Annotated in this window: 23 protein-coding genes; 2 read left to right on the forward strand and 21 right to left on the reverse strand. The window is 48.5% G+C overall.

The window, feature by feature from the left end:
- Positions 1-13 precede the first annotated feature (13 nt).
- The gene (locus NGM62_RS16270) at positions 14-964 is read left to right on the forward strand and encodes an SDR family oxidoreductase (RefSeq protein ID WP_262249318.1); all 951 of its coding nucleotides are present in this window, start codon (positions 14-16) and stop codon (positions 962-964) included.
- Positions 965-979: 15 nt separating this feature from the next.
- Complete coding sequence (locus NGM62_RS16275; RefSeq protein ID WP_262249319.1) at positions 980-1504, forward strand: acyl-CoA thioesterase; 525 nt, start codon at positions 980-982, stop codon at positions 1502-1504.
- 10 nt (positions 1505-1514) lie between these two features.
- Here the strand turns inward: NGM62_RS16275 and NGM62_RS16280 are convergent, their stop codons facing one another.
- The 21 genes from NGM62_RS16280 to NGM62_RS16380 form a co-directional block, all read right to left on the reverse strand.
- Positions 1515-1727: a hypothetical protein gene (locus NGM62_RS16280; RefSeq protein ID WP_262249320.1), complete on the reverse strand. Its 213-nt coding sequence runs from the start codon at positions 1725-1727 to the stop codon at positions 1515-1517.
- 93 nt (positions 1728-1820) lie between these two features.
- Positions 1821-2741 (reverse strand): 3-keto-disaccharide hydrolase, encoded by a 921-nt coding sequence (locus tag NGM62_RS16285; protein WP_262249321.1) that lies wholly within the window; start codon positions 2739-2741, stop codon positions 1821-1823.
- 107 nt (positions 2742-2848) lie between these two features.
- Positions 2849-3268, reverse strand: coding sequence for an EVE domain-containing protein (locus tag NGM62_RS16290; protein WP_262249322.1), 420 nt, complete (start codon positions 3266-3268; stop codon positions 2849-2851).
- A 68-nt stretch (positions 3269-3336) separates the two neighbouring features.
- Positions 3337-3687, reverse strand: coding sequence for a gliding motility protein GldC (gene gldC, locus NGM62_RS16295; RefSeq protein ID WP_262249323.1), 351 nt, complete (start codon positions 3685-3687; stop codon positions 3337-3339).
- A 110-nt stretch (positions 3688-3797) separates the two neighbouring features.
- On the reverse strand, positions 3798-4046 hold the full coding sequence (locus tag NGM62_RS16300; RefSeq protein WP_262249324.1) for a hypothetical protein: 249 nt from the start codon (positions 4044-4046) through the stop codon (positions 3798-3800).
- Positions 4043-5368, reverse strand: coding sequence for a DEAD/DEAH box helicase (locus NGM62_RS16305; protein ID WP_262249325.1), 1326 nt, complete (start codon positions 5366-5368; stop codon positions 4043-4045). The genes NGM62_RS16300 and NGM62_RS16305 overlap by 4 nt, the downstream gene beginning before the upstream one ends.
- A gap of 214 nt (positions 5369-5582) precedes the next feature.
- Positions 5583-6476, reverse strand: a complete 894-nt coding sequence (locus NGM62_RS16310; protein WP_262249326.1) for a glycerophosphodiester phosphodiesterase family protein — start codon at positions 6474-6476, stop codon at positions 5583-5585.
- A gap of 4 nt (positions 6477-6480) precedes the next feature.
- Positions 6481-7077, reverse strand: coding sequence for a histidine phosphatase family protein (locus tag NGM62_RS16315; RefSeq protein ID WP_262249327.1), 597 nt, complete (start codon positions 7075-7077; stop codon positions 6481-6483).
- 1 nt (position 7078) lies between these two features.
- Positions 7079-8512, reverse strand: coding sequence for an FGGY-family carbohydrate kinase (locus NGM62_RS16320; protein ID WP_262249328.1), 1434 nt, complete (start codon positions 8510-8512; stop codon positions 7079-7081).
- A gap of 2 nt (positions 8513-8514) precedes the next feature.
- Positions 8515-9966: an FGGY-family carbohydrate kinase gene (locus NGM62_RS16325; RefSeq protein ID WP_262249329.1), complete on the reverse strand. Its 1452-nt coding sequence runs from the start codon at positions 9964-9966 to the stop codon at positions 8515-8517.
- On the reverse strand, positions 9963-10880 hold the full coding sequence (locus NGM62_RS16330; RefSeq protein ID WP_262249330.1) for a glycerophosphodiester phosphodiesterase family protein: 918 nt from the start codon (positions 10878-10880) through the stop codon (positions 9963-9965). The genes NGM62_RS16325 and NGM62_RS16330 overlap by 4 nt, the downstream gene beginning before the upstream one ends.
- A 10-nt stretch (positions 10881-10890) precedes the next feature.
- Positions 10891-11895 (reverse strand): 2-hydroxyacid dehydrogenase, encoded by a 1005-nt coding sequence (locus tag NGM62_RS16335; RefSeq protein ID WP_262249331.1) that lies wholly within the window; start codon positions 11893-11895, stop codon positions 10891-10893.
- 39 nt (positions 11896-11934) lie between these two features.
- Positions 11935-13209, reverse strand: coding sequence for an MFS transporter (locus NGM62_RS16340; RefSeq protein ID WP_262249332.1), 1275 nt, complete (start codon positions 13207-13209; stop codon positions 11935-11937).
- 18 nt (positions 13210-13227) lie between these two features.
- Positions 13228-14349: a metallophosphoesterase gene (locus NGM62_RS16345; protein WP_262249333.1), complete on the reverse strand. Its 1122-nt coding sequence runs from the start codon at positions 14347-14349 to the stop codon at positions 13228-13230.
- A gap of 283 nt (positions 14350-14632) precedes the next feature.
- On the reverse strand, positions 14633-15553 hold the full coding sequence (locus NGM62_RS16350) for an endonuclease/exonuclease/phosphatase family protein (RefSeq protein WP_262249334.1): 921 nt from the start codon (positions 15551-15553) through the stop codon (positions 14633-14635).
- A gap of 116 nt (positions 15554-15669) precedes the next feature.
- Positions 15670-17283, reverse strand: coding sequence for a sulfatase (locus tag NGM62_RS16355; RefSeq protein ID WP_315975877.1), 1614 nt, complete (start codon positions 17281-17283; stop codon positions 15670-15672).
- A complete protein-coding gene (locus NGM62_RS16360) occupies positions 17283-18680 on the reverse strand; it encodes an FAD-dependent oxidoreductase (protein ID WP_262249335.1) in 1398 nt (465 codons plus the stop codon). Before NGM62_RS16360 ends, NGM62_RS16355 begins: the two co-directional genes overlap by 1 nt.
- Before the next feature lie 15 nt (positions 18681-18695).
- Positions 18696-19910 carry an MFS transporter gene (locus tag NGM62_RS16365; RefSeq protein ID WP_262249336.1) on the reverse strand — a complete coding sequence of 405 codons (1215 nt, stop codon included), beginning with the start codon at positions 19908-19910 and terminating at the stop codon, positions 18696-18698.
- Positions 19911-19979: 69 nt separating this feature from the next.
- Positions 19980-20900 (reverse strand): endonuclease/exonuclease/phosphatase family protein, encoded by a 921-nt coding sequence (locus NGM62_RS16370; protein WP_262249337.1) that lies wholly within the window; start codon positions 20898-20900, stop codon positions 19980-19982.
- A gap of 41 nt (positions 20901-20941) precedes the next feature.
- Positions 20942-22609: a RagB/SusD family nutrient uptake outer membrane protein gene (locus NGM62_RS16375; RefSeq protein ID WP_262249338.1), complete on the reverse strand. Its 1668-nt coding sequence runs from the start codon at positions 22607-22609 to the stop codon at positions 20942-20944.
- 21 nt (positions 22610-22630) lie between these two features.
- Positions 22631-25642 (reverse strand): SusC/RagA family TonB-linked outer membrane protein, encoded by a 3012-nt coding sequence (locus tag NGM62_RS16380; protein ID WP_262249339.1) that lies wholly within the window; start codon positions 25640-25642, stop codon positions 22631-22633.
- Between the last annotated feature and the right edge of the window lie 509 nt (positions 25643-26151).

The raw sequence follows: 26151 nt of genomic DNA on the forward strand, positions 1-26151 counted from the left end.
CAAACGCTGTCTGATGACCTCCACACAATCAACAAAAAGAATCCTCGTAACGGGAAGCAACGGCCTCCTTGGCCAAAAAATAACGGATCTGGCACTCCTAAATGATAACGTGGCATTGATAGCTACCTCTCGCGGTCCGAACCGCCACCCTGAAAAAAACGGCTATACATATGTCGATTTGGATATCCTCGACGGCGACCGGCTTCGGAAGGTGATAACCGAGCACCATCCGCACACCATCATCAATACCGCTGCCATGACCAATGTCGATGCCTGCGAACATGACCCCGAAGGGTGCCGGAAGCTAAATATCGATGCGGTGAGCAGCTTGGTAGCACTGTGCGAGGAATTCGGCATCCACCTAATCCACCTCTCCACCGACTTCATCTTCGACGGGAAATCCGGTCCTTATGCCGAGGATGCTCCACCTAATCCGTTAAGCCTTTATGGCCAGAGTAAACTGGATGCAGAAGAGATTATCCGGCAGTCCACCTGCAAGTGGACTATCCTACGCACCATACTGGTATATGGCGTAGTCGCCGATATGAGCCGTAGCAATATCGTATTGTGGGCAAAGGGAGCGCTGGAAAAAGGACAGCCGCTGAATGTAGTCGACGACCAATGGCGCATGCCGACGCTAGCGGAGGACCTAGCCCAAGCCTGTATCCTGGCAGCTACCAAGGAAGCTGAGGGCATATTCCATATTTCGGGAAACGATATGTTCGCCATCGACGAGCTTGTCGCCGCTGTGGCAGATTTCTGGAAGCTCGACAGTTCACTTATACACCGGGTAAGTTCCAGCACCCTCAGCCAGGCAGCGCCCCGCCCCGCCAGAACGGGTTTTGTATTGGATAAGGCACGCCACATACTGGGATACAAGCCCCGAAGCTTCAATGAAGGGCTCGCTATCGTAGACCAGCAACTCCTAAAAAAATCCCAAACGGATAACGCAAACAAAAAATAATCCCATCTTTGCAGCATGAATGAAAAATTTGCCCATGAGTCGCACACCATCATGAATGAGCTGGTCCTCCCCAACGACACCAATACACTAAATAACCTCATGGGAGGGCGCCTACTGCACTGGATGGACATCGCTGCTGCAATTTCAGCCCAAAAACATTGCAACAGTATTGTTGTCACTGCCTCGGTGGATAATGTATCTTTCAAACACCCCATCAAGCTGGGAGACGTAATCAGTATCGAAGCCCAAGTGACCCGCGCTTTCAACACGTCCGTTGAAGTACGGCTGGTTGTATGGGCACAAAATATCCCCTCAGGCACACGTGTCAAATCAAATGAAGCGTTCTACACACTCGTCGCCATAGACAAGCAAGGCATGACGACCGCGGTTCCCCGGCTGATTCCGACGACAGATGAGGAAAAAACACTATACAATGAGGCCCTCCAACGACGGGAGCTACGGCTCGTCCTCGCGGGGAAACTGAAACCTAAGGACGCAAAAGAACTCCAGAATTTATTTAAGGAGGTGGTGAAAGACTGAGGTGAAGAACCTAACGCCGCCGTGGGATAACCAGTAACACTACGCCAGCCACCAAGATTGCGCCACCAACATACGGCGGCCAATTGACGTGCTCTTTTTTATCTGCCGTGATTTCCAGCGAGCCGATATCCACTACTTTCTCTTTCTTAGTGTATGAAAAACCGGTCCACACCAGCATGATTATCCCTACTATTACCAAAATAATTCCGATTGATTTTGCCATGCGATTTGTATTTAATCATCCAACAAAACCAATCGGAAAATGTTTGAACAGGGTTGCCGGTCTATCGGTAGCCGCTCTAGTATGTGCAGTTAACTATTTCGCCGGGATCACGGTAATCTTGCGGAATGTAACCCCGGTATGGTCGCCCTGGATATAAATAGGGCCAGGCTCACCTTCATGGCTATCCAGCGCACCGCCGGTAATGCCCGGAATCTCTTGGTTGCTAATAATCGTTTTACCGTTGGCTACTATTGTAACCATACGCCCACGGAGGGTAATTTCATATTTGTTCCACTCGTTGGGGCCCAATGTTGCCATTTCACTAGGCGATAAGAACCCATAGACACCACCGAAATACAACGATCCCGGATGTCTGTCTTTCGGGGAATCTTCAATCTGTACTTCATAGCGCCCGCGCAAATAAATACCCGAGTTGGCTCCCTCGGTGTAACGGAATTCGGCAATCAGCTTGAAATCTTCAAACTGCTGTTCACTGATCAGGTTGGCACCTGTTCCCTTATTGATCAGCAAACCATTTTCCACCACCCACTGGCTATTCTCACCAGAGGTCTTCCATCCCGTCAAATCCGTACCGTTGAAGAGCTCGATGGGGTCACCCCATTGCACATCACCCGTTCTAACCAAATAAGGCGCTTTCACACCCGTAAAATCAAACGTATTCCCCTTATTGGTCGTGATGGTACCTTTGATACCATTATCGGTCAATTGCCCTTCAATCGTAAAAAAGCCACTGCCACCTTCCCACTGCGGCGGAATCTGGAAGGAGAACACTCCGTCTTGGAGGGTGATATGTGAAACCGGGCGGCTACTACCCGCATCTGCAACGAAAGCACCTACCAACACGTCAAAGCCCGACAGCTTGACTTCCAACCACGAGGGTACTTCTTTGCCCTCTTTATTTACAGTAAGATCCCAGCGTCCGATCAGCCCTTCCGCTTCTTCGGGCACCACCTGCGTAGCCGCATTATGTATTTCTTCTTCCTGTTTCTGCATGGTAGTTCCGTTATTGCATGAAATCAATCCCGCCGTAAACAAACAAAACAACGGGCCGCATATTACATATCTCTTCATCATCATTAAGGTTAAAATTTTCAACGGGACTAATCTACAAAATTTTCGGTGCCAAGTGCTACGATGCGGTCAAACTCCTCCCGCTTGAGTGGCATAACGGACAAGCGGCCCTGACGCACCAGTGCAACATCCTGTAGCAGTGGGTCTGCCTTGATGGTTTCGAGCGTAACCGGTTTTTTCAATGTCTCGACAGGTGCCAGATCCACCACTACCCAGCGCTCATCAGCCGTGGTGGGGTCTTGGTAGGCTTCCGTCACCACCTTTGCTATCCCTACCACTTCCTTGCCCTCATTACTATGGTAAAACAACACCAGATCCCCTTTTTTCATAGCCTGCAAATTGTTACGGGCTTGGTAATTGCGCACACCGTCCCAAAACGTCTGCTTATCAGCGAGAAACTGCTGCCAGCTGTATTTGAATGGTTCCGATTTCACTAAAAAATAGTTCATTAGATTTTAGATTTACGATTTTGGATTATTGACATCCGATTTGTTTTTACGGTCATCGTTGCTGCCTTCTATGATTGCTTTTGGGCAACTTCCATCTTTTCTGCAAAATGATCGCAATAATCCCTCAAATCGCCGATAACGGCTTTTGCCATGGGATCATCCCCCGAAGCACGGATAAATGTATCGCCCAAAGTTTGCAGCGTTTCATAAAAAAAACGCTTCATTTCGTCCAATGGCATATCCTTAGTCCATAGGTCTATACGCATCGAATTTTTGTAATGATGATCCCACAAGGCTAAAAACAGCGCCTTCGCGGGCAGGGCCTCTTTACTCTCACCATCCGAGGACTCCCACGTGATCGTATCAGGCACATTGTTTTCGTCCAATGCGATTGTTAATTTTATTTCTGCTTTTTTCATGTTCAGTTTTTAAAATTGACCACGGATAACGCAGACGCTACAGATGACCGCTGATTTGTTGACCATCAGTGAATATCCGCTACGTCAGTGTCATCTGCGTTCCACTCTTTCTACCACAATTTCAATATCCAAATAACCAATACCATAAACACCAGAAAAATACTCTCCACAATCCACACCCGTTTGAGGTTGCGGAGCATGAGCCGGAAAAACTGGTCTGCGATAACCATGACCAGCAAAAGTAAAAAAAACCAGCCAATTGTTCCCATCCCGGCTGCATTGTCCACGATCTGCCAGAGCAATCCAGCCAATACCAGTGCGGACGCAATATTCAGTGGAGTTACCCGCAATCGTTTCATCTCCGTCGTTTACTTTGCCTAGGGTTGTGCTTGCGGCTACCCGCTCGCTGGTGTTTGTCCGCTTGCTGGTTTTTTGTTTTCTTTTCGTGGAAAGCCCCTTGGAACTCCGGATTTTCTTTCCGCTTTTGAGCGTCGATCTCGCGAGCAATAGCCTGGCGTTCTTCAAATCCGGTGTTCTCTATGGTTACATCATCCGGGATGTCCCGTACCGGTATCTGCTGGCGGATCAATTTCTCTATTTTCCGGATGTAGTATTCCTCCGCTGGGTTGCAGAATGTGATGGCGTCTCCTGTTTGGTACGCCCGGCCGGTACGGCCGATGCGATGCACGTAGTCTTCGATAACGATAGGAACATCGAAATTGATAACGTGGCTTACATTGCTCACGTCCAGCCCCCGGGCGGCTACATCCGTTGCCACCAAGATCCGTACACTCCCCTCCTTAAACGCATTGATGGAATTTATCCGTGTATTCTGCCCTTTGTTTGCATGGATCACCCGCACATTTTCTACCCCGTACCTACGCTCCAAAAAGTGGAACACATTATCTGCAACTGATTTAGTTTTACAGAAAACAATGAGACGGTGCGCCGCTTCATCGTTCTTAAGCAGATGTTGCAACAGGTTTATTTTCGTTTTCAAATTGGGCACATAATAGAGCATTTGGCTTACCGTTTGCGCTGGCGTGGCCTGTTCGGTCACCTCCACGACGGTAGGAAATGCCAGAAAGTCGCCCGCGATCTTATGTACCAGCTCGCCCATGGTAGCCGAAAAAAGTAAATTCTGCCGTTTACGGGGGACTACTTCCAATATTCGGTGCAGCTTACCAATAAACCCCATATCCATCATCTTATCGGCCTCGTCCATGACGAGAATTTTCAGGGATTTGGTGATGAGGTGGCCTGCGAGGTATAAGTCGAGAAATCGCCCCGGTGTGGCCACCACGATATCCGCACCTTTTTCCAACTCGGCAATCTGCGTTTTCGGACCGAGTCCACCGTAAAGAACAACCGTACGTAGATCGGTGTATTTGGCAAAGAGGCGAATATGTGCTTCGATTTGCATGGCCAGTTCACGGGTGGGCGAAAGTATAAGCGCCCTTGGATCATCGCCCTGCGCATACTTCAATTTCATTAGCAGCGGCAACACAAATGCAGCGGTTTTACCCGTGCCGGTTTGGGCTACTCCCATAACGTCTTGTCCCGCCAAAATCGGAGGGATGGCCTTTTGCTGGACTGGGGTAGGCTCGGTATACCCTGTCTCCTCGATGGCATTCAGGATTTGCCTATTGAATTTGAAATCGGCAAAGGTTTTCCGCTCCATGGAACAAACTTAGAAAAGATTGCAGATAAAGCAAACTTTTCGATCTCTCATCTGCCATTAAAGAATAAATTACGCTAGATGAAACATAGTAAAAGCGGCTACAATCGTCGCCAAACCTCCTGTCACATTCGTAATTATATGCCACAAATCGCCAAAAGATCGCCTTGCTTTTACCTGCGGTTAAGGTTAATGAACCTCATTACGGACAATGACATTACCTTACATCTCTATCTTTCAATGCATCTCCAACTTCAATCGGCAGGTCGGATTCTAAAATCGAAGCCCCATCAGCAAAAACCGCCCGGTAAGCTTCTGCACGTTCCTCGCTGCTTAGCAACTTATCGTAGGTAGGCGCCGCAGAGATCATGCACATCACGCCCGCTGCATTCAATAGGTTGTACATCTCTTGGTTTTCAGCCTTGATATCTGGACCGATATACGCAATCATCCGGTTGAATGGGATGTCTGCGGCACGGTAGGCCTCAAACACATCCGGTGTCTTGATATGCGCGGATAACATCTGGTCACTGTTCTGATCTAAGTAGAACCGGGCTTGTTCGGGTGAATGCACGGTAACCATCACAAAAGAATAAGCATCGTGTTTCCGAATAATTTCGGCCGAAAGGGTTATCGGAACGTCTTTCTGGTCGAGATTCAATACCGTCTTACCCCGCGCCCATTCTATCGCTTCATCGAGAGTGGGTATCCGGTACGGCGTTACGTTTCCATCCCGGTCTTTCAACCGCAATTGCTGCAAATCCGCCCATGTATAATCGGCCACCATACCTGTTCCATCGGTCGTTCTGTCGAGGGTCTTGTCGTGCATCAATACGACCACACTATCTTTGGTAAGCCTCGGGTCAATCTCAAAAAAAGCGGGGGCATGGCGCAAAACCGCCTCCATCCCCTCGATGCTATTTTCTGGCAGCCCCTGTTCAATGGTGCCACGGTGGCCACTGACAATGGTACTGCCTTCCTTATAGGCAAAAAACTGGTGGAGTTCGGTAGGGGTCTTAAAATCCAAGCGATGGAGGCTAGGCTCGTCCACGCATGCGCTTGCAACTAGTGTAAACAGCGTGACCATCGGCACGGCATAACGGAGGCTCATATTATTAATCATTTAATTTCAACAAGGAGAATGGTTCGTCACCGCCGAAGCGTATTAAGGTAATGGCAGAATTTTCCTGTGCAAGACGCCGGTAATTGCATAGCGGCATTCCCAATTTGTACGCGAGGTAAAGGCGGTTCACACCATTATGTGCTACCACTACTATCGTTTGCCCATTATGGTGACGCTGCATTTCTGCAAAGAAATCATCCACCCGCTGTACTACCTGCGTGGCCGTATCACCTGTCCCACCTGCGGGCGTCGTTGCGGGGTCCGTGTTCCAAGCTTCCCAAAGCTCGGGGGCCTCGGCGATGAACTCGTCGCGTGTCTTTCCTTCCCATACACCGAAATCCAACTCAATGAGCCGCGGGTCTCGCGTAACTGGCAGTTGGCCACCTGTTACGATTTCTGCCGTCCGGTATGCCCGTTGCAGCGGTGACGCATACACCGCATCTATTGTTTTACCCTGCAAGGCCTCACCTACACGCTGGGCCTGCGCAATCCCTTTTTCCGTAAGATTGGCGTCGGTACGTCCGCAGTAGCGGTTGCCGTCAGCATTGTAGGTCGTTTCTCCATGCCGGAGTAGGTACACATCTAACATATCAGCAGTATTTCTTTTTTTTCATTTCAGCTACAAAATAGTCATACTCCGTTTCATACTTGTCTACCATGGTCTGTTCGGGAAGCACCTCCCGTTCGACAGCCGTCATCGACTGCGCTGCTTCTGCCATTGAGTTGAATCGGGTTTTCGATGCCGCGCCAATCGCTGCACCCACGGCTCCATTTGCTTCACGGCATTTATATATCGGCCGCCCCAATACGTTGGCCCGGATGCGGAGCCATGTATCGCTGTTACTCCCCCCACCTGCGGTATAAACCGCAGCGACACGTTCGCCCGAAAGCTGTTCGATGAGTTCGTATGCCATCCGCTCGATGAAAGCTACGCCTTCCATGCATGCAGCGAAGCGCTGTGCTGGCGAAATACCGGTGGGTACGAACCCTTTGGCCTTGGGCGCAATAAAAGGGAATCGTTCACCGGTCTGTTTAAGCGGCCAGGCCAACAGACCTGTGGGGATAAGACTTGCAGCAGCGTCATCCAATTGCTGCAGATCCGTACCGAAGTCGGTTGCCACCCAATCAGCCCCTGTGTTGCTCGCTCCTCCCGGCATCCAATAACCATCGGGGTGCCTGTGGCTATATAACCGGCCTTCGAAATCATGCACAGCCCGTTCCGTCACGCCCTTAATGACCAGCGTTGTTCCTATCGTCGTATTCCACTCGCCCGGTCTTACGGCACCTGATGCAACTTGCGACGCACAGCCATCGGTCATACCAACTACGACATGCGTTTGGGGCATTGCCCAACGCACCGCGAGGGCCTCATGCAATCTACCGACGGGAGTACCCGAGGGGACGACCTCCTGAAACCACCGGCGCTGCAATGGCAACTCGGCGGTCAGATAGTCCGGCCATTCGAACCGGGCCACATCATACCCCGATTTCAGGGCATTGGTGTAGTCGGTTATGTCGAATCGTCCGCATAGCATACCGGTAATATAATCCGAAGCATGGATCCATTTGTGGATTAGGACCGCCTTTTCGGGATAGGTTTCGACAAACCACACCATCTTAGATAGGCCGCTCGACGCGTTGAAGCCGGTGTAGCCCGTGGACACGTGGCGCTCGGCCAATGCCCTGACCTTATGGCCAATGGCTGCCGAACGCGGATCGCTGTACATGATGGCCGGATGCAATGGACGGTTCGCCCGGTCAAGCGGAATAACGGTACCCGAGGTCGAGTCAACCCCGATGGCCGCCACTTGGCATGAATCGCCCTGTGCTTGCAATGCCGCATGTAGCTCGTCCATTACTTCCAACGTACGTTGCCACCAGTCGTCGGGCGATTGCTCCATCCGGGACCCTTCGGTAAGGACAAATCGGCGTGACGCCTCCCCCACGACCTCACCGGTTTCCGTGACCATCGACGCACGCACCCCCTGCGTCCCTACATCGATACCGATAAAACAATGCTGCATAATTAGCTGATTTGGCTGAACGTGTGCCGGGCACGCTTCCACTCGGCATACAATTCCAAGAACCGCTCGCGGTCTTGCGGCGTTACCTCGTCCTGCAACTCGGGTGTAGTACCTTGCTGGCCAGTTGCCTCCGCACAGATGAATGCACCGCCCAATACCGATGATTGTCTATACGTATTACAAATCCGGACGTTCTTATTCGTGAGGTTAGCGATGAACTGGCGGAGCTTGCGGCTTTGCACGCCACCACCACATGCCCATATGTAATCGCAGTCATGTGGGGACACCTTGTCCAACACCTTATAATTCTCGTAAATACTACATGCGATGTCCCATAATATAGCAAACACAAACCCACCGCGGGTCAGTTGATGCGAAACGGGCGCATTGAAAATAAACCCGCCCTTGGTGAGGGGGGTGTCTTCATCGGCCACTAATGAGCCTAAGGACGCCACGCATTGCGAGTATGATGTCTCGTCGAGTTCTCGCTCGATAACTTCATAGTCTTCATTGGGATAAAATATTTCTTTAAGGCGTTGGTAGTTCAACCCTGTAACCCCTGCGTTGGCTTCCAGCATGAAACCGTCTGTATCAATATGGCGTCCGGTCCACGTCCGCTGTTGTTCATCGGTAATGTACACATCAACGATTTTGATAATGGGTGTCGTCGTACCGGATACGATAACCACATCATCCCGGTTTGGTTTGGTGCTGTGCACCGCCAATTGGGTATCTGCACCGCCAACTACCACCACGGCATCGGGGGCGATGTCCAATTCTTGTGCTACGTCGGAACGGATATTGCCCAACACGCTGCCCGATGATTTCAAGGAAGGTAAAAGGGAAACGGGCAGATCGAAAACACCGCAAAGTTCGGCAGACCAATCTTTGGCTTTCACATCATACAGCAGCGTCTCTGATGCTTGGGAGTGTTCGTAACCCAATACACCCGAAAATTGGAACTGTACCCAATCGCTGATGCTTGTGAATTTAGCAACTTGCTTCCACAAATCGGTTTTCCGTTCACGCAAACCCACCAGTTTCAATGCAGAGAACAATGCCGTGGGATAACGTCCCGTCAATGTATACATCCGGTCCTTATCCGCGACCAACGATTCCCATTCCCGACCTCGGTTGTCATGGTTGGACATGCCGACCAAGGGCTTACCTAGGTGGTCCAACACAACAATGCCTTCACGCTGGCTGGTTGCCGTTATTGCAGCGATATACACATTACCTGCATCGGCAAGTGCATTTTTCACCAATTGTTCAATCTGCTCCCACAGTTGAATGGGATCGAAAGCGATGGAATCGGGGTAGTCGTTGTCTTTTACGTACCGTACATTTTCGCGGTGTAACGCCATCAGCTCGCCGCCAACTGAAACCACTGCCGCGCGGACATTGCCCGTGCCTATGTCGACAATTAAATAGGCCTGTTGTGTGATGTTATTCATATTCCGTTATTATGGCGTTTTTTAGCTGCTAGGGATGTCATTGGGAAATCTGAAATCACCCGGTGTACGCCAAGCGCTGAAATTCTTTCGATCTCGTTATAGTCGTTGCAGTTACCGATAATGAGTTCGGTCTTGATCTCCTTGCACGCCGCTACCAATGCGGCATCGATGTAAGCCGGGTTGATGGAGTAAAAATCGGGTGTGAAACCTAGCCATTCTAAATTGTCTTCCAATGACGTTTTGGCCTTGGCTAGAAACGCCAGCTTAACGTCTGGAAACAGCCGATGGAGTACTTGAAGTGTGCGTGGATCAAAAGACTGAACGATGATTCGGTCGCGAATGCCCTTCGCCTCGATTACCTGCATCATGAGGCGCACAAATTCTTCCGGACCCGGGTGGTTCACTCCATCCGTTTTCGGATTCAGCTTGGTTTCTATAAAGTAGCGCGGTGCCTCCAGGCCTTGCGCTACTGCATAGCTCTCGACCGAGTCGATCAACTCGCTCAACAACGGAATATACGCGGGGTACCGTTCCTGTTCGGGAAAATCAGGATTCGGTAGCTGACCCACGTCATACGACCGGATGTCAGCGTAATCCATTTGGTAGAGCACATGCTTCTCCTCTTTCACTATCGAACTGCCGTCTTTTTTCCCGGTGATTTTTGGATTCATTACCGCATCATGACTCACGATTACATTTTTATCCCTGCTAATGGCCAGGTCAAGCTCTAGGACCGCTCCGTAATGCAGTGCTTTCTTCATTGCTTGGATCGTATTTTCCGGATGTAGACCTCTGAACCCCCGATGCGCAAACACCTCCATCGCTGGCTGGCCGATGGCTGTTTGGCCGCATACCAGGTACAACACCGTTCCCAGCACCAGGCCCCGTAACAAAGCAATAGTTATTAATTTCATGCGAAGACCTTTACTTCAAAGTAATGATTAAGTTATCTCGGTTAACGGGTTGTTTAATATCTTTTTTTTCCCGCTTAAAATAATCCCCCAACACCCTGTTCATTATAGCTACGTGATGATCCTCCACCTCATGCGTAGCACCAGCGATGTGGGGCGTTGCCAGCACATTCGGATGCTTGATTAGTTGGTAGTCTTTTTCATCAGGCGGCTCGTGGTTAAACACGTCCAATATCGCTCCCCGGATCTTACCGTTTTCCACCACATCCAGTAAGGCATCCCGATCGACGACAGCCGCTCGTGCCGTATTGACAAATATCGCATCCGGATTCATCAATGATAAGAGGTCGGCACCAATCATGCCTCTCGTCTCGTCCGTTACCGGCAAATGTATCGCTACGATATCGCTTGAGCGGAAAAGTTCTTCCAAAGACTGCTTCTTAAATAACGGGTCTTGGGCCACGTAAAACGGATCGAAGTAAGTGATTTCACACGGAAATGTTTTCAGTATTTGCGCGATGGTTTGGGCCACCGCGCCGAAACCGACCATGCCCACGTGCCTTCCTGCCAGTTCGTTACCCTTAAATTGCAGGTATGCCGTATGGGCCCCTTCGCCCCATTTACCCGCTTCCAGCCATTCGACCCCCTGCCTTGCTTTCCGCAAAAAGGAAATGATATTGGCGATAAACAACTCGGCCACAGCTTGGGCATTCCGTGCCGGCGTGTTGAAAACAGGTATGCCCTTTTGGGTCGCCATATCTACCGCCACATTAGAAGGCGTACCGCGGCATACACCGATGAATTTCAAGTGTGGATGGGCGTGGATCACTGCCGCTGTCACCTCATCATGCTCTGTAATCAATGCCCCCGCTTGTGATTCACGTAGTAAATCAATGAGCTCATCGGGTCGATACCCCCTTCCATGTGCTTTCCAAGGCTTATAAACAACCTCTCCAAACAGTTGCGCCAACTCTTCCCTGCCTTTCTCGTGATAAGGCGCCGTAACCAATATCCTCATAAAAATATCATGTTAATTATAAATTCTCCTTTGTTCGCGTCAGGTACGCTCAATGCTCCTTTGCGTCTCTCCTATGTTTTCGGACTTAGGCAACGTGATGAACTTCGTGAGCAATGCGCTCAGGAAATACAAGCCTGCCAACACCCAAATTACCCCTTCATTACCAATAACTCCAATTAATACGCCCACGATAGCGGGGCCTACAAAAACCGGAAGGCCAGCGCCAAGGTTTAGGATCGCCATGGCCGCACCTTTGTCTTTTTTTACGAGCGAAGGCACCAGTGCCGATAATGGCACATAGCCGGCCAGCAGGCCACCCCAAAGTACGCCGCATAACAGCACCGCCCAGTAATCGCCACCGAACCAGACCGGCGAGTAGAAAAACAGCAGGGTGGTGAGGCCACACCCCACACCACCGAACCACATAATAGTGTTCTGCCAGCCCATCCGATCGCCCACAAACCCGAAAATAAGGTTAAATGCAATGTTACTGGTGAAAATGGTGCCCCATATCTGCAGCCATTCGATGGTACTGAACCCATGCGTGGCCATGTAAATCGGCAAGAACACCGGAAAGGCAAATTGCGCGGTGGTGTTGATTACCCGCACAATTCCCCCGATAAGTACTTTGGGCTCTTCTTTGACGATGGTCAACCCTTTAAGCAACTCTTTGGTTTTCGAACCCGCATCGCCGGATGGAACGAACTTATCTTTATTCATCACAAGGGCGAAAAACGCACCTACCAATACCCAGAATATGGAACTCCATAATGTATTTTGATAGCCAAGTGCTTCGATGGCCCAACTGGAATAGTAGGCCCCGAATACATTGAGGCCTCCTGTGAAAACGAACCAGAACCATCCGACCGCCCTACCCAACTTGCTTTGGGGTGTACGGTAAGTGATCCACACCAAAAACGAATAAGCAAACAGTGGGTAGGCGAATCCGCGAATGGCATAGGTAATTAACATCACGGGGTAATCTAGGTTCTGCATCCCGAGGCCCACGAACCCGACCGTCCCGATAATATACAGGAGTAAACCGAGGAGCATGGCTTTCCTTGGCCCATATCCTTCGGCGAGCACACCAGAAAACCACGATGAAATGGCGATGGTAATTCCATATACGGTAAACAATAACGCAGATTGTTGCATGGAAAGCCCATGCTCAATCAAGTAAGGGCTTAACCAGCCCTGCTCCACGCCATCGCCCATCATGAAGATGATGATGCCGAGGTAGCCCCAAGCGAGGGGTTTGGGAAGGCCCGACTTCGAAAAAAAATTAGGCTTTTTTGAATTTGCTAGGTTCTCCATAAACGTTCAGGGTACCTGTTAATGTGAATCGAAATAGAACGTAAATTCATTGCGGGGATCGCGCTTCCAGGCGAATTGCCGGGTCGTCGGCGATATGCCGAAAAGCGGCGAAAATGTCTTCACCTTTACCGTTTTGTTATCCGGGAAAAACTCCAGTATCCGGAGCCAACCATCGCCGCCGTTGCCGCTTCGGCTTCCGCCGCCCATCGATTGCGCATCGAACAGTATTTGGTGCACCGATTTGCCTGCTACGTTTTTGTCCAGCCGATAGCCTTCTCCGGAGATGTGTCCGCACAGTACAAGTTCAATGTTGTTTGCCGGCTGGACGAGCTGCTCCCAAATCTGCTTACCGTTGTTTGCGTTTGGCAGTTTGACTTTGGGCGACTTCAAAATCTGGTTATCCACAGCGTACGGCTCCCAAAACAACCAGCCTACCTCACCCGATGTATGTTGATCTTCCGCGTTGAGGTAATTGTGTGTGGTGAGCATAATTCGATGGTCTTTGTATTGTTCCATGGCCGCAATCCGCTTCGCCCAGGTTAACACCGTGTCTCGCGGGCCGTATTCGATCGTCATGAACAGGTAGTCTTTGCCATTCAGTCCCCGAATCTCATACGCTGAGTTGGCCAACGTCGGTTCGCCCGCTTCATCCCGGCTATTTTGAACCAAGATTTTTTGGTTCAAATGGTTTTTATCGGCGTTAAAAAACTCACTGTACTGGGTGTACCGGTTGCCTTCCCGGTCTATCCGATAATCGTGGTTACCCGTTGCGGCGATATAGGGCACCTTACCATCCAATCGGGAGAAAGCGTTTGACACCGCCGCCCATTGACGGCGTGTCGTTTGGTCGCCGTCGTAATCGTTGGTGATTTTTTCGGGGCTTTGGATGAGGTCGCCTACGCATATCACCATCTTTATGTTCAGGGTGTCGATATTATCCTCAATCCAAGCCATCATCAGATCCAATATCGGCTGGTTCCGATTCCATTTAACATAGTTTTGAAGATCAGGGATCATAATCATCGACCAGGATCCCGTTTGTTCCAAAGCGGGCTTCTGATAGGTCTGTTGTGCACAAACATTGATGACCAACAATGCACTGACAAGTGCAAACATTAGATGCCGAAGTACATTTTTCATATTTGTATTTTTCAGTAGTTACGATTTCAACTGTATGCTACATGCGATTTACCATCTAGCTCCGTGATGCTAGAACAACGGATAACCAGAAAACAGCACGGTTGTTGTTTGATGATTCAAACAACAACAGTACTTATTGACAAATAGCACTTTAAATAACATTTTATTCACAACATCGACTTTTTATTAGTATAATTTGAATTATTGCACAAACAAATCGCCCACGACCACCTCACAAAAAAAAATAAAAAACGCACTCAGTTTGTCGCGGTTTCCATGCCGGTTACAGTAACTGCATTTCGGTTAATACAAAATAATGGTCGCTTGGATACACCCCATTAACATGGTCGCGAATGATTTCAGCGCGTACCGGACTTGCACCTCCATTGACGAAGATGTAGTCGATTTTTCGTCCTTTCCCTTTATTAATATAGTTCTCGCCTTGGAAGAGATGGACCGTACCTCCTGGCTCTTCGGAGTCATGAATAGCTGTATATGTATCATTCCAACCAAATTCTTCGACAAGCTGATATACTCGGTTTTCCATGCTGGCATTAAAGTCCCCGACTAATAATTGGGGAAATTCAGCTGGATACTGTCTTGATTCTTCCAGCACTACCCGGGTTTGACTTTCTCTAGCTGCTTGACTCACATGATCCAAGTGTAGATTGATTACCCTGAAGTGCTGTTTCGTTTGTTTGTCCTCGAGTCGCCCCCAATTGGCGTGCCGTGCCCTTGCTGTGCCCCAGGACATACTTCCAGCGATCAATGGAGTTTCAGAAAGCCAATAACACCCTGCCGCAACTAATTCATAGCGTTCCTTTGAAAACATAATTGGATTTTTGGCAATGCCATGGTAACCTACTGCACGTACATCCATCTCCGGGCCATCAAAGCCAAAAAGCTGGAATGCGGGAAAATGGTGACGAAGGTCGTCTGCCTGTATTTTCAGGACTTCCTGTAACGCAATGATGTCGGGCTTTTGTTTCTCAATGATTTCTAGGCAAACGTTTTTCCTGGAAGACCATCCTACGTTCTGGGCTTCGTCATCCGCCAGCGCAACACGTATGTTGCAGCATAACACCCGATGAAACCGCGTATCTTTTCCTTGATGCACGGGCAACCGGCCGCTGATCCCCGCAAGCGGGGGAAGTATTGCGGTAGCGACCAATCCTTTCAAAAATTTTCTTCTATTTCCTGACATCCTGTTTTATTCATTGTGACATGAGCTCAATGTCCGCCACATGTAGCCTTTCCTATCGTGAAAAAGCCATGTTAGTTCATACCGTGCACCCCCGTCACACGCTGTCTCCGTAGTAATCAAGGCTCATACATCAATGCTTGCGACAGATATTGCACACTAATCTGTTGATCGATCTGCTTTGAAAACTGCTCACACAATTCCTTCGACCCCGGCAAGACAGCGAGGTTATTGTTTTCGTTGGGGTCGTTTGAATGATCATATAGCTCCCAAGCGTCGGGTTTCCCTCGCTTTATCCATTTCGTAAAGCGGTAACGTGCTGTGCGCATAGAGTAGCCCATCCGATCACCCCTGGCGCACTGCGTAAATGCAGCTTCTTTACCCGGCGCGTAGGGCTTTTTTAATAAGTAATCAAAGCTTTGGCCTTCTACATGTTCGGGCAAAGGAAGATTCGCCAGCATTGCTAACGTTGGGTAGATATCCAACATTTCCACCAATCCTGGCACCACTGTGTTGGACTTATAACCTGGTACACGAACAATCAAAGGTACACGGGCGTCAACCTCGAAATTGGACGATTTCCCCCAAGAGCCATGTTCTCCCAACTTATAACCGTGATCCCCTACTAGAACCACAATGGTACTGCGATCGAGCTTCAATCTTTCCAGCTCATCTAATACCCGGCCTACCTGTGCGTCCACATAGCTTACGCAAGCATAATAACCGTGCCGTGCTAAACGGGCGTATTCGCTTGGTATAGGCCGATTGTCGGGAACATCCGTATAGGTGTAAAACTCCGCTGCGTCGCCCAACGCATAAGGGGCGCCGGCCGGAGGAACTACGTTTTCTGCCACCTGGATGCTATCACCATCATACATTTCCCAGTATTTCCGTGGCGCGACAAAAGGAAGGTGGGGTTTATGAAATCCGACGGCGATAAAAAATGGATCTCCCCGCTCCTTTGCTTCTTGTAGTGCTTTGACGCCTTCGGTGGCAATCTTTCCATCCGGCAACTGCTCATCGTCCACATCAGCTATTTCATATGCAGGCCCTCTCTGGGAGCGTTCTAATTCAACGCCGATCAGTCCGTTCCTCTTTGCCTCCTCAAATTTCAGCCATCCCGCTTCGTTAAGTTCTGGACTGGCATAGGGTGATCTCCGTTTCGGTTCTGATGGCCCAAATTTCTGCTCGGGATATGGAGGGGTCCAAGATCTCGCATCGTCAATATGAAAAATTTTCCCGAAACGATCAGTATAGTATCCAGAATTTTTAAATAATTCAGGCAACGATGGAATCTCGGTTAGCGCCTCCCTGAAATCGGTGTACAAATCGTATACTTTAGTAGAAGCGGGACGAGTGCCAGAAAGCATACTGGCTCTTGAAGGGGCACAAACCGGATACTGACAATAAGCACTAAGAAAAGTTGTACCGGAGGAAGCCAAACGGTCCATATTCGGACTTTTGATTTGCGAAGCGCCATAGCAATTCAATTCAGGCCGCAAATCGTCTACCATAATTAACAATATATTGAAACGACTTTTCGAAACTGACTGTGCAAATAAAGTAACACCGAACGCTAGCGGTAAAAGAACCCAGCAACACATGATTAGTGCTAGACCACAAAGCTGCCGCAGCCCAAAAGAGAACAACATATTCGTTATAGCCATTTTAATTGACGCAACTGTCGCATAGATTATTGACGTTATCGCGTGCGAGTAAAACCCTACCTCCATTACAGTTTAATTTCTTTGAATTCTCGCAGGTAAGCGCCCTTCGCGCGTAATTCACTTTGCAATTCCTTCACGTCGATTTCTGCAACGGGAACCCCCTTTTTTATCGCCATTTTGGCAGCCCGTCCTGCTGCTTCACCCATGGCCATACAGGGTGCCATTACGCGTATAGCTGACATGGCTTCGTGTGTAGTGGAGATACATCGACCGGCCATGATGAGGTTTTTTACGTGTTGTGGGATCAGCGAGCGATACGGGATATCGTAGCAATCCCCACACCAAGTGAGCGTACACCCTCCCCCTTCGGGATGGTGGATGTCTAGTGGATAGCTGGCCACAGCTATCGCGTCGTCAAAATACGCACAATTTAACACGTCATCACTCGTCATCACGTATTGGCCGACAATACGACGGGTCTCCCGGATACCGAGAAAAGGGGCGGTTTTCAAAAAGTAAGCATTTTCAAAGCCGGGAACATACGATATCAGGTATTTTTGAATATCCTGTATCTGCTTACGCCCTGCAACCTCACCGTAGCTGAGGCTTTCTGGATTCGTGCCATTTACACCATTTACCCGAGTCATATTTACCCAAATCTCACCTTTCCGCAATCCGGTTATCAAAATCGTCCGTTCCACAGGTAACGAAAGCCCTTCATCTTCGGCCTTTTTGATAAGGCTTCTCAAGCCTACCACGATAAACTGATTATTTTGTCCAAAATACTCGGCCGGTATAAAGTCGGTCAAGTACGTTCTCGGTTCCTCGGCAATGCTCAACCGAAGCTTCTCCGTATCCACGCCGCCCAAACAAAACATCAGGGTAGGAGGCTGCACCCCGCCATCCTCATTACCATATTCACAAGGAACCCCTGCCCGGAAGGCTACATCTGCATCCCCACTGCAATCAATAACGACCTTGGCGAGGATGACTTCCCGACCTGCCTTGCTTTCGACGATGACCCCTTTCAACTCGTCCCCTTCCATCACCACATCTGCACAAAAAGCATAAAACAACACGTCGACACCGCTTTCGATAAGCATTTCGAGCGCTACAGCTTTAACAGCCTCGGGTTCTACCAAGGTAAGACTCATGTGCAAAGGACATGGCCGGTGTTCACTCGCCGCATCCACACGTTTTAACCTGTCGATGAATTTTTGGGGTAATCCCCTGATGATCTGATTCCCTTTTTGACCCAAGAAGCCCAATATCGGCAATCCAATGGTCATATTGCCTCCTACAAAGCTACGGCTCTCAACCAACGTGACCTTCAAGCCATCCTCTGCTGCCGCTTGCGCGGCGATAATGCCGGACGGGCCGCCTCCGATCACCAATACATCCACTTCCTTTCTCACTTCCAACTCGCGCGTTGGTTCGGTAATTTTCTTTTTAAAACCTGTCATGATTTAATTATTTTTCTAACGCTTGATATCCCCCGTTATGGAATGGCGTGGCGTCTCTTTCCGCACCACCACCCATAAAATCACCGCGGCGATGGGGTGTAAAACTGCCATAGCGATGAAGATTTGGGTGGCACCAATGGTACCGATCATCTGCCCCACAAAATAGTTAAAAAGCACAGCACCCAATGCACCGAAGCCTCCTGCAATTCCCAATACGCTGGCCACATTTTTCACCGGGAACGCTTCGGCCACGACGACACTGACCGTAAAGAGCCAACTAATACATACTGCCGCGACAACACTAAATAGTAGTAGTGTTCCGCCCGCATTGGGCATATAAGGTGTGAGGGCGCATAATGGTCCAAACACCGCAGCGATGGTAAGCATCACTTTCCGGGCCCGAAGTGGCTCCATCCCACCCCGTACCAACTTATCCGACCATGCCGACGAACCAATTCCTCCCAAGTCTGCCGCCAAAAATGGAATCCATCCAAACATGCCAACTTGTGCTAACGTCAAACCGGATTCTTCCTGTAGATATCCCGGCAGCCAGAACAAACAGAAGTACCATACGGGATCACTAATAAACCTAATCATCAAAATCCCCCAAAGACTACGGGTTTTCCACAGCTGCCCCCAAGAGAACTTAGCAAGGCTATCTGCCGTATCTCGGCTCGCTTCAGCCGCTATATGCGCTGGCGGTTCGCGATAAACGAACCACCATAACATTGCAATCAATAGGCCTATGCCCCCACACACCCAAAATACCGTGTGCCAGTTATAGGTTATGGCGAGCCAGGCCACCAGTGGCGGGGCTATTATGGCACCGATGGAACTGCCTGCCACGCAAAGGCTATTCGCGGTAGCGCGAAGTTTTCCTGGGAACCAAACCGTCACGACTTTCAATTGTGCCGGGAAATTGGTCGGTTCAGCCATTCCCAACATGCCGCGGAAAAAAGAAAATTGGCCCACCGTACGGGAAATACCTCCCCCTATACATGCGACCGACCAAGCGAGAATGCCATAAAGCATCACCTTACCCGCGCCAAACCTATCGACCAACCAGCCGGTGACGGGATACATCGTTGCATAGCAAATCGTAAAAATATTAACGATAAAAGCATATCCACTGTCATCCAGCGAAAAGACATCTTTAAGCGTGGGCTTGAGGATGGAAACTATCTGTCGATCTACATAGTTGAAGACAATAGCTAAGAAAATTACTCCCACGATTAACCAACGTCGTTTTTCAGGAGATATATGTTGTAAGCGACACTTCACGATAATCTATTAAACCCGTTAATCCATTTTAAATCTTATCAACATCGGATAATGGTCAGAAAGTACGTCTGTTAATTCATTCTGAACAATGTCTGCTTCGTACATCTTCCCGGCCAACGTGGGGTTTACCCATATGTAATCAATCCTTTTGGGCTTGGAATCTGTTTTCATATATCCTTTCGTCGGCGCACTGTTTTTGAACGTGGCGTTGTGAACGTAATAAGAATCCAAGAACCCGGCATCTTTAATCAGCCGCATGACCGAATAGTCGATTTGACCCTCATTGAGATTACGCCGGTAAATTATCCTATTCTTAACAATGGGGGTACCGCTCTTGGGCTCCAATCGGCCTTCGATTTTTTCCAGCGCAGCCAACAGTTCACTACCATACATTGATGAGTCGACTTCGGAGAGTGCATTGAAATCACCAGCAATAAGTATGCACTCGTTGGGCGGTATCGTACGGGCATGGGCAAGAATTCGGGTAAGATCCCGATACCGATCTTGTAATGTGAACGGCGCCAAGTGGGTAGTAAAGCAATGCACTCCGCCAACCTTTGCATATATGTATCCGTGCCACATACTATCCAAATACATTTCGACGTTTGAAATTGGAAATCTCGATGTGATACCAATGGGATGAGTCGCATCGTGCCCCGACTCTTGGTTCAAAAGGACACTATGGAGGTGGCCGTATCCAAGCGCCAAATCTTGGAGATCTTTTTGCACAAAATCATTCAATTCTTGATAAAGAACGATATCAACGTCCATCTTTTTTACCCATTTGGCATACTTGCGCTGAAGCGATTGGTCGCCGAGAAATCCATGCAGCACATTGTAACTCAATACACCAACGTCGCTTCGTTGGCCATACGTCACAGCACTAAACGTGAGCGATAAGCATATGCATCCCGTTATATTGATCAATATTCTTTTCATATCCAGCCGTTGCTAAACCAATGTAAGTACATGCTTTTTAATTACCACCTCGGATTCTGCTTTAGTGCTGGATTGGTTTGTATTTCAACCGGGTGAATAGGCCACAGATAGTGTTTTTCCGGATCAAATACCATTGTTTCGACGACACGCAATATATCTTTGTTTGCAATACCGGAGTAATCCGGCGTCGTATTCTCGTCCAACGTCGGGGGCGAGACAAGGAGCTCGGTCTTGCTATTACCGTATCTGGGGCCATTCATTACTTGCTCTGCTATTCTCCAACGTCTGATATCCAACAACCGTCTTCCCTCCATGGCAAGCTCAACTTTCCTTTCCCTTCTCACCACCGATCGTAGGTAAGCTTGTGTGCTACCTTGTGGAACGGAAGGCATTCCGACGCGGTTTCTTACCGCATTTAGGGCCTCATATACGGAACCGTCGATATCATTTGCTTCTATTTTAGCCTCTGCATACATCAGCAATAAATCGGCATAGCGCATTAATGTGATATTGAGTTCGTTATCCTGGGTATAGTTCAAGTCTTGGATGTCCATCCATTTCCTCCACAGGTAACTTGTGAACGTCGCAAACGCATTTGTTGCGTCCGTATTATTTACCCGGATAGCTGGAGTCACATTGTAGTTCCAAACCCTGAGGCTATCGGGATGCGTTTCAAACTGGAAACCCATGTAAATGGTCCCCGGGACGGCGACCGTCATATGCAATCGGGGATCTCTGTTGTCATAGGGGTTTTGAGGGTCGAACAAGGGCGATTGATCGATGGTCAACCCGTCGATACACTCATACGAATCAACCATTGCCTGTGTGGGCTTTTCGTTAGATACGCCGGCGGACAGCCTGGAGCCAAACTGGCGAAACGTAACATGCGTATTTATCCCTCTAAGATACTGCATCGAGAATATATGCTCCCTGGAACTTTCGCCCGCATACGTGAAAAGCTCCGCATAGTCAGGGTGCAGCTCATAGTGCCCCAAATCCATCGCCGTTTTAGCTGCCTGGGATGCAACCGTCCAACGGCTATTGCACAGGGCCACATACGCTTTAAGAAAATACGCTGCAACGCTTGTCGCACGTCCGGAATGTCCGTCATGGAATAAGGGTAAATCCGGAGCAATTTCATCCATTTCATTCAAGATCCAATCAACGATTTCACTTTTTGCCGTCCTCGGCATTTCAGCCTCATCAATGGTAATGCTCGCCGTTATTAATGGTACATCACCAAAAAACTCGGTGAGATAGAAATAACTATAAGCTCTTACAAAGCGGGCTTCACCGGCGACTTGGCGTATATAATCGGCGGCTACAGCCCCTTCTGCATTGCTGATATTATCCAACAGGAAATTTGTTCTTGCGATGACCGCATAAAAATCCTGCCAGGCATTTTGAGCTGAAGCATTATCACTGGCTGCGGTACCGTTCCCCAGTGAACCTATAGGAGACGCATCCCGATTCCAGTTAATATCTGATGTACAATCAAGTGTCACAATCCAAGGCATGGCCCCTTTCAATCCAATTCGATTGACTATCCGTTCGTAACAACCTAATATCCCCATATCCAGTTCCGTTCTGTCATTAAAGAAAGAAGCCGAAGAGGGGCTATCCAGCGGAAGTTTATCCAACATCTTATTACAACCTGAGGCGAATACCAGGCAACTTGTCAATACGGTAAAAAATATTTTCGTCTTCATATTTTTATCATTAAGCACTCATTAAAATCTGAAATCAATACCCAAGCTATATGTTTTCATTACGGGGTAATTAGTTCCGGTTCCCACGGGGGTTTCTACATCATAGCCATCCCAAAAACGGTCGACCGTAAAAAGGTTCTGTCCATTGATGTAAATACGTGCTTGCTCTACCTTTATTCTACCCAACAGGGTTTTCGGCAGATTATAGCCGAGCTGGATATTTTTCAACCTGAGGTACGCCGCACTTCTCATCCAGAAACTGGAATGCTGATAATTATTTCCAGCGTCGCCCCAAGTTAACCGGGGAAACGTTGCATTTCTGTTCTCTGGTGTCCAGTAATCCTTGTGTTGCTCATATGCAGAAGCTCCACTAAAAAAAGGCTGAATGGCGCGCCCATGCAAATATCCATCTGCTTTTCCCACCCCTTGCGCAAAGGCATTGAATGTAAAGTTCTTAAATTCAGCATTCAGGTTTAAACTGTAAGTAAACCGCGGAATCGTACTTCCTATAATGACAAAGTCGTCCGCGTTTATCACATCGTCATTGTTCTGGTTTACATATCGGATGTCACCCGGGGCCAGTACACCGATTTGTGTCACATGGCTATTGATCTCTTCGTCTGATTGAAAATAACCGTCTGCCTGTAAAGCAAATATGGAATTGATTGGGTATCCTTCGCGACTGACCCGAAGCCCGGTCTGGCTCACCCCTCTTAGATCCAACACGGTATTTTTGACATCGGAAACATTCACATCCACACCATATTTAAATTCGCCGGCCTTTCCTTTATAGCCCAACCCTGCATCCCATCCCCTATTCCTTACCTTTCCTGCGTTCTGCGTAGGTGCTTCAAGGCCTATGCTCATCGGGATATCTAACTCGAGAAGGATATCGGATGTAATTTTATCATACCAGTCAAATGTCAACGTCAGGTTTCCGAACAACATCAAATCTAAACCAATGTTGGTCATTTCCGACGTTTCCCAAGAGATTTGCTCATTGCTCATTTCGTTAAGTGCGGCGATAGGCATAATCTGCCCACCCAACGAATACGAGCCTAAATTCAGCGTAGATGCAAAAGGGTATGTTCCAATATTTTGATTTCCGAGCCGTCCCCAAGAAGCCCGCAGCATAAGATTGTTAACCGTGCGACTGGTACCTTGCATGAAATCTTCCGCAGAGATCCGCCAACCGCCGGATACGGATGGGAAAAAACCATATTTGTGCCCTTTGGCAAAGCGAGATGAACCATCGTAGCGGGCGTTCACTTCAAACAAGTAGCGTGAATCAAAATCATAATTAAACCGCCCAAAAAATGATTGCAGCGCCCATTCGGAAGCGGTGCCTGTAGCCTCCCTATTATCTAATAAGCCCGCATCAAGAACTCGGTATTGGGGGAATATAAAACCTTCTCGATATGCCCTGAAATCACGGGTATAAAAAGTTTCCAAGGATGATCCGAGCAAGACTTTCAATGCATGTTCACCAAAGTTCTGGTTTGCAGTAAGGTAGCCGTAGTAATTTCCGAACAGCGCACGACTACTCTGATTGGTTAACGTACTTCTTTCCGGCCGGGTGAACAAAGGGCTTCCATCGAGTTGATACGTTTGGACCGCTTTGTTAAAATTGTCGCTGTACAATTCCTCATATCTGGGCTGGGCCAATAACTCAACGTTAAGCCACTCTACCGGCTTATAGTTCAATACAAACCTGCCAAGGAGATTAAGGTGTTCCTCTTTCATAGACCCGCCATCCCCATTGGCAAAGGCAATAGGGTTATTCCCATTCCACCCCTCACCGTACAACCCATTGGAATATTGGCCCGGTTGAATAGCGGGGATACGGTTCATCTGTAAAAAGACCGCAGACAAACCATCAGCCCCAACCTCACCTGCACTGCCCGGTGTAGTTGTATTCCGTTTTATTAATTGGACGTCGAACTGCATGTTCAACTTCTCGCTAAATGTGATATCCGTGTTATTGCGTAGCGCGTATCGCTCGAACCGCGATGCTTTAATAATACCTTGTTGATCCAAGTAACCTGCAGATGTCAAAAAACGGAATTTTTCCCCACCGCCATTAACCGACAGATTATGGTTATGCATTACACCCGAGCCCTTCAAAACTTCCTTCTGCCAATCGGTATTTGGATATTCGTCCGGATTGACATGCATATTTTGACGATACTCGTCAATAAATTCTTGGGTAAATAAAGGTGAGGCACCTGAATTTACATGGGCCATGTTAATCATTTCCATATGATCGATAGCATCCACTTTGTCCGGCAAATTCGTCGGTGTTTGAAACCCGGTATAGGCATTGTAACCAACCTTCAGCACATTACCACTCGCCCTTTTGGTAGTTACCAGAATCACGCCATTAGCTGCCCGAGATCCGTAGATGGCCGAAGATGCCGCATCTTTCAAAACATTAATTGACGCAATCATATTTGGATCGATCGAATTCATATCCCCTTCTACCCCATCTATTAAGACCAATGGATTGGAGTTGTTCAATGTACCGATACCCCTAACCCTTATGGTACCACCACTACCCGGAGCGCCTGAAGGGGTGGTAACAGTAACCCCAGGGGCAACTCCTTGCAACGCGTTGGATGTGGAAGTAAAGGGACGCGAAGCTAAGTCGCCCGTTTCAATTGACGAGACGGCCCCTGTCAAATTCGCCCGTTTTTGTGTCCCAAAGCCTATAACAACGACTTCGTCCAAATCGGTATGACGACCAGCCATCACCACATCAATTCGTTGTTGGTTCTCATAGGAGATTTCCTGGGTTTCATATCCCACCATTCCAAAAACCAACACGTCTCCAAGTTGAACCAGCAAGTTGAATCCGCCGTCTATGTTAGTTGCGACTCCGAGATCTTTACCCTTTACCGTAACTGAAACGCCTTGTAAAGGGACCCCGTTCTCGTCTAACACGCTGCCCGAGATCTGACGTGTCTCTTGCGCTGACACGGCAGTAATTGACACCAGACACAGCATCAATAAAAAATAGTAGGTTTTCCTTGTCATAGTTTATTATATTAAATCAGTAATGTCTACTAACATTCTTCGACCTCATGGTAATCTGATTGTTTTGCTGGTCCGGATTCCCTCCCCCATCCTATATCGATACGATCTTTCCTAGATCGGGGCCAAAAGGAAAGCCTCTCATTTTGAACCGCGTGATGGATGTTACTCTTCCATGGGATATTAAAAAACTCCTGTCGTGTGGAGCTTAAACTGGGTAATTCTGAAGGTATTTTACTAGTAGGTATAAGCAAAAACGAAAAGCATCATACTCCCGCAGGACACCAATAGCCAATTAATCAGACCTTCGGGGCTATCCGGATATCATATGTTGGGTTAATCTTCCAAATAGGGAATCGAATTATCGCCTCACTCATCGGCCCCGACATCTCACGGAACCAGACAGCGTTGCTTACCAAGCAGATTACAATTTATCAAAGAACGTATCGCTTAATCAGATTAGTAATTATGGCTCTATGACGGATAGTGTGGGTAATCGAATTTTAGCTTAC

The sequence above is a fragment of the Parapedobacter soli genome, assembly GCF_025460835.1.
GTDB lineage: Bacteria > Bacteroidota > Bacteroidia > Sphingobacteriales > Sphingobacteriaceae > Parapedobacter > Parapedobacter soli.

Coding starts and splice junctions, on each gene's coding strand:
- NGM62_RS16380 (WP_262249339.1), bottom strand. CDS start 25,642: ATGACAAGGAAAACCTACTATTTTTTATTGATGCTGTGTCTGGTGTCA.
- NGM62_RS16350 (WP_262249334.1), bottom strand. CDS start 15,553: ATGTCAGGAAATAGAAGAAAATTTTTGAAAGGATTGGTCGCTACCGCA.
- NGM62_RS16375 (WP_262249338.1), bottom strand. CDS start 22,609: ATGAAGACGAAAATATTTTTTACCGTATTGACAAGTTGCCTGGTATTC.
- NGM62_RS16345 (WP_262249333.1), bottom strand. CDS start 14,349: ATGAAAAATGTACTTCGGCATCTAATGTTTGCACTTGTCAGTGCATTG.
- NGM62_RS16360 (WP_262249335.1), bottom strand. CDS start 18,680: ATGACAGGTTTTAAAAAGAAAATTACCGAACCAACGCGCGAGTTGGAA.
- NGM62_RS16305 (WP_262249325.1), bottom strand. CDS start 5,368: ATGGAGCGGAAAACCTTTGCCGATTTCAAATTCAATAGGCAAATCCTG.
- NGM62_RS16300 (WP_262249324.1), bottom strand. CDS start 4,046: ATGAAACGATTGCGGGTAACTCCACTGAATATTGCGTCCGCACTGGTA.
- NGM62_RS16355 (WP_315975877.1), bottom strand. CDS start 17,283: ATGGAGGTAGGGTTTTACTCGCACGCGATAACGTCAATAATCTATGCG.
- NGM62_RS16310 (WP_262249326.1), bottom strand. CDS start 6,476: ATGAGCCTCCGTTATGCCGTGCCGATGGTCACGCTGTTTACACTAGTT.
- NGM62_RS16370 (WP_262249337.1), bottom strand. CDS start 20,900: ATGAAAAGAATATTGATCAATATAACGGGATGCATATGCTTATCGCTC.
- NGM62_RS16315 (WP_262249327.1), bottom strand. CDS start 7,077: ATGTTAGATGTGTACCTACTCCGGCATGGAGAAACGACCTACAATGCT.
- NGM62_RS16340 (WP_262249332.1), bottom strand. CDS start 13,209: ATGGAGAACCTAGCAAATTCAAAAAAGCCTAATTTTTTTTCGAAGTCG.
- NGM62_RS16320 (WP_262249328.1), bottom strand. CDS start 8,512: ATGCAGCATTGTTTTATCGGTATCGATGTAGGGACGCAGGGGGTGCGT.
- NGM62_RS16280 (WP_262249320.1), bottom strand. CDS start 1,727: ATGGCAAAATCAATCGGAATTATTTTGGTAATAGTAGGGATAATCATG.
- NGM62_RS16330 (WP_262249330.1), bottom strand. CDS start 10,880: ATGAAATTAATAACTATTGCTTTGTTACGGGGCCTGGTGCTGGGAACG.
- NGM62_RS16335 (WP_262249331.1), bottom strand. CDS start 11,895: ATGAGGATATTGGTTACGGCGCCTTATCACGAGAAAGGCAGGGAAGAG.
- NGM62_RS16325 (WP_262249329.1), bottom strand. CDS start 9,966: ATGAATAACATCACACAACAGGCCTATTTAATTGTCGACATAGGCACG.
- NGM62_RS16270 (WP_262249318.1), top strand. CDS start 14: ATGACCTCCACACAATCAACAAAAAGAATCCTCGTAACGGGAAGCAAC.
- NGM62_RS16290 (WP_262249322.1), bottom strand. CDS start 3,268: ATGAACTATTTTTTAGTGAAATCGGAACCATTCAAATACAGCTGGCAG.
- gldC (WP_262249323.1), bottom strand. CDS start 3,687: ATGAAAAAAGCAGAAATAAAATTAACAATCGCATTGGACGAAAACAAT.
- NGM62_RS16285 (WP_262249321.1), bottom strand. CDS start 2,741: ATGCAGAAACAGGAAGAAGAAATACATAATGCGGCTACGCAGGTGGTG.
- NGM62_RS16275 (WP_262249319.1), top strand. CDS start 980: ATGAATGAAAAATTTGCCCATGAGTCGCACACCATCATGAATGAGCTG.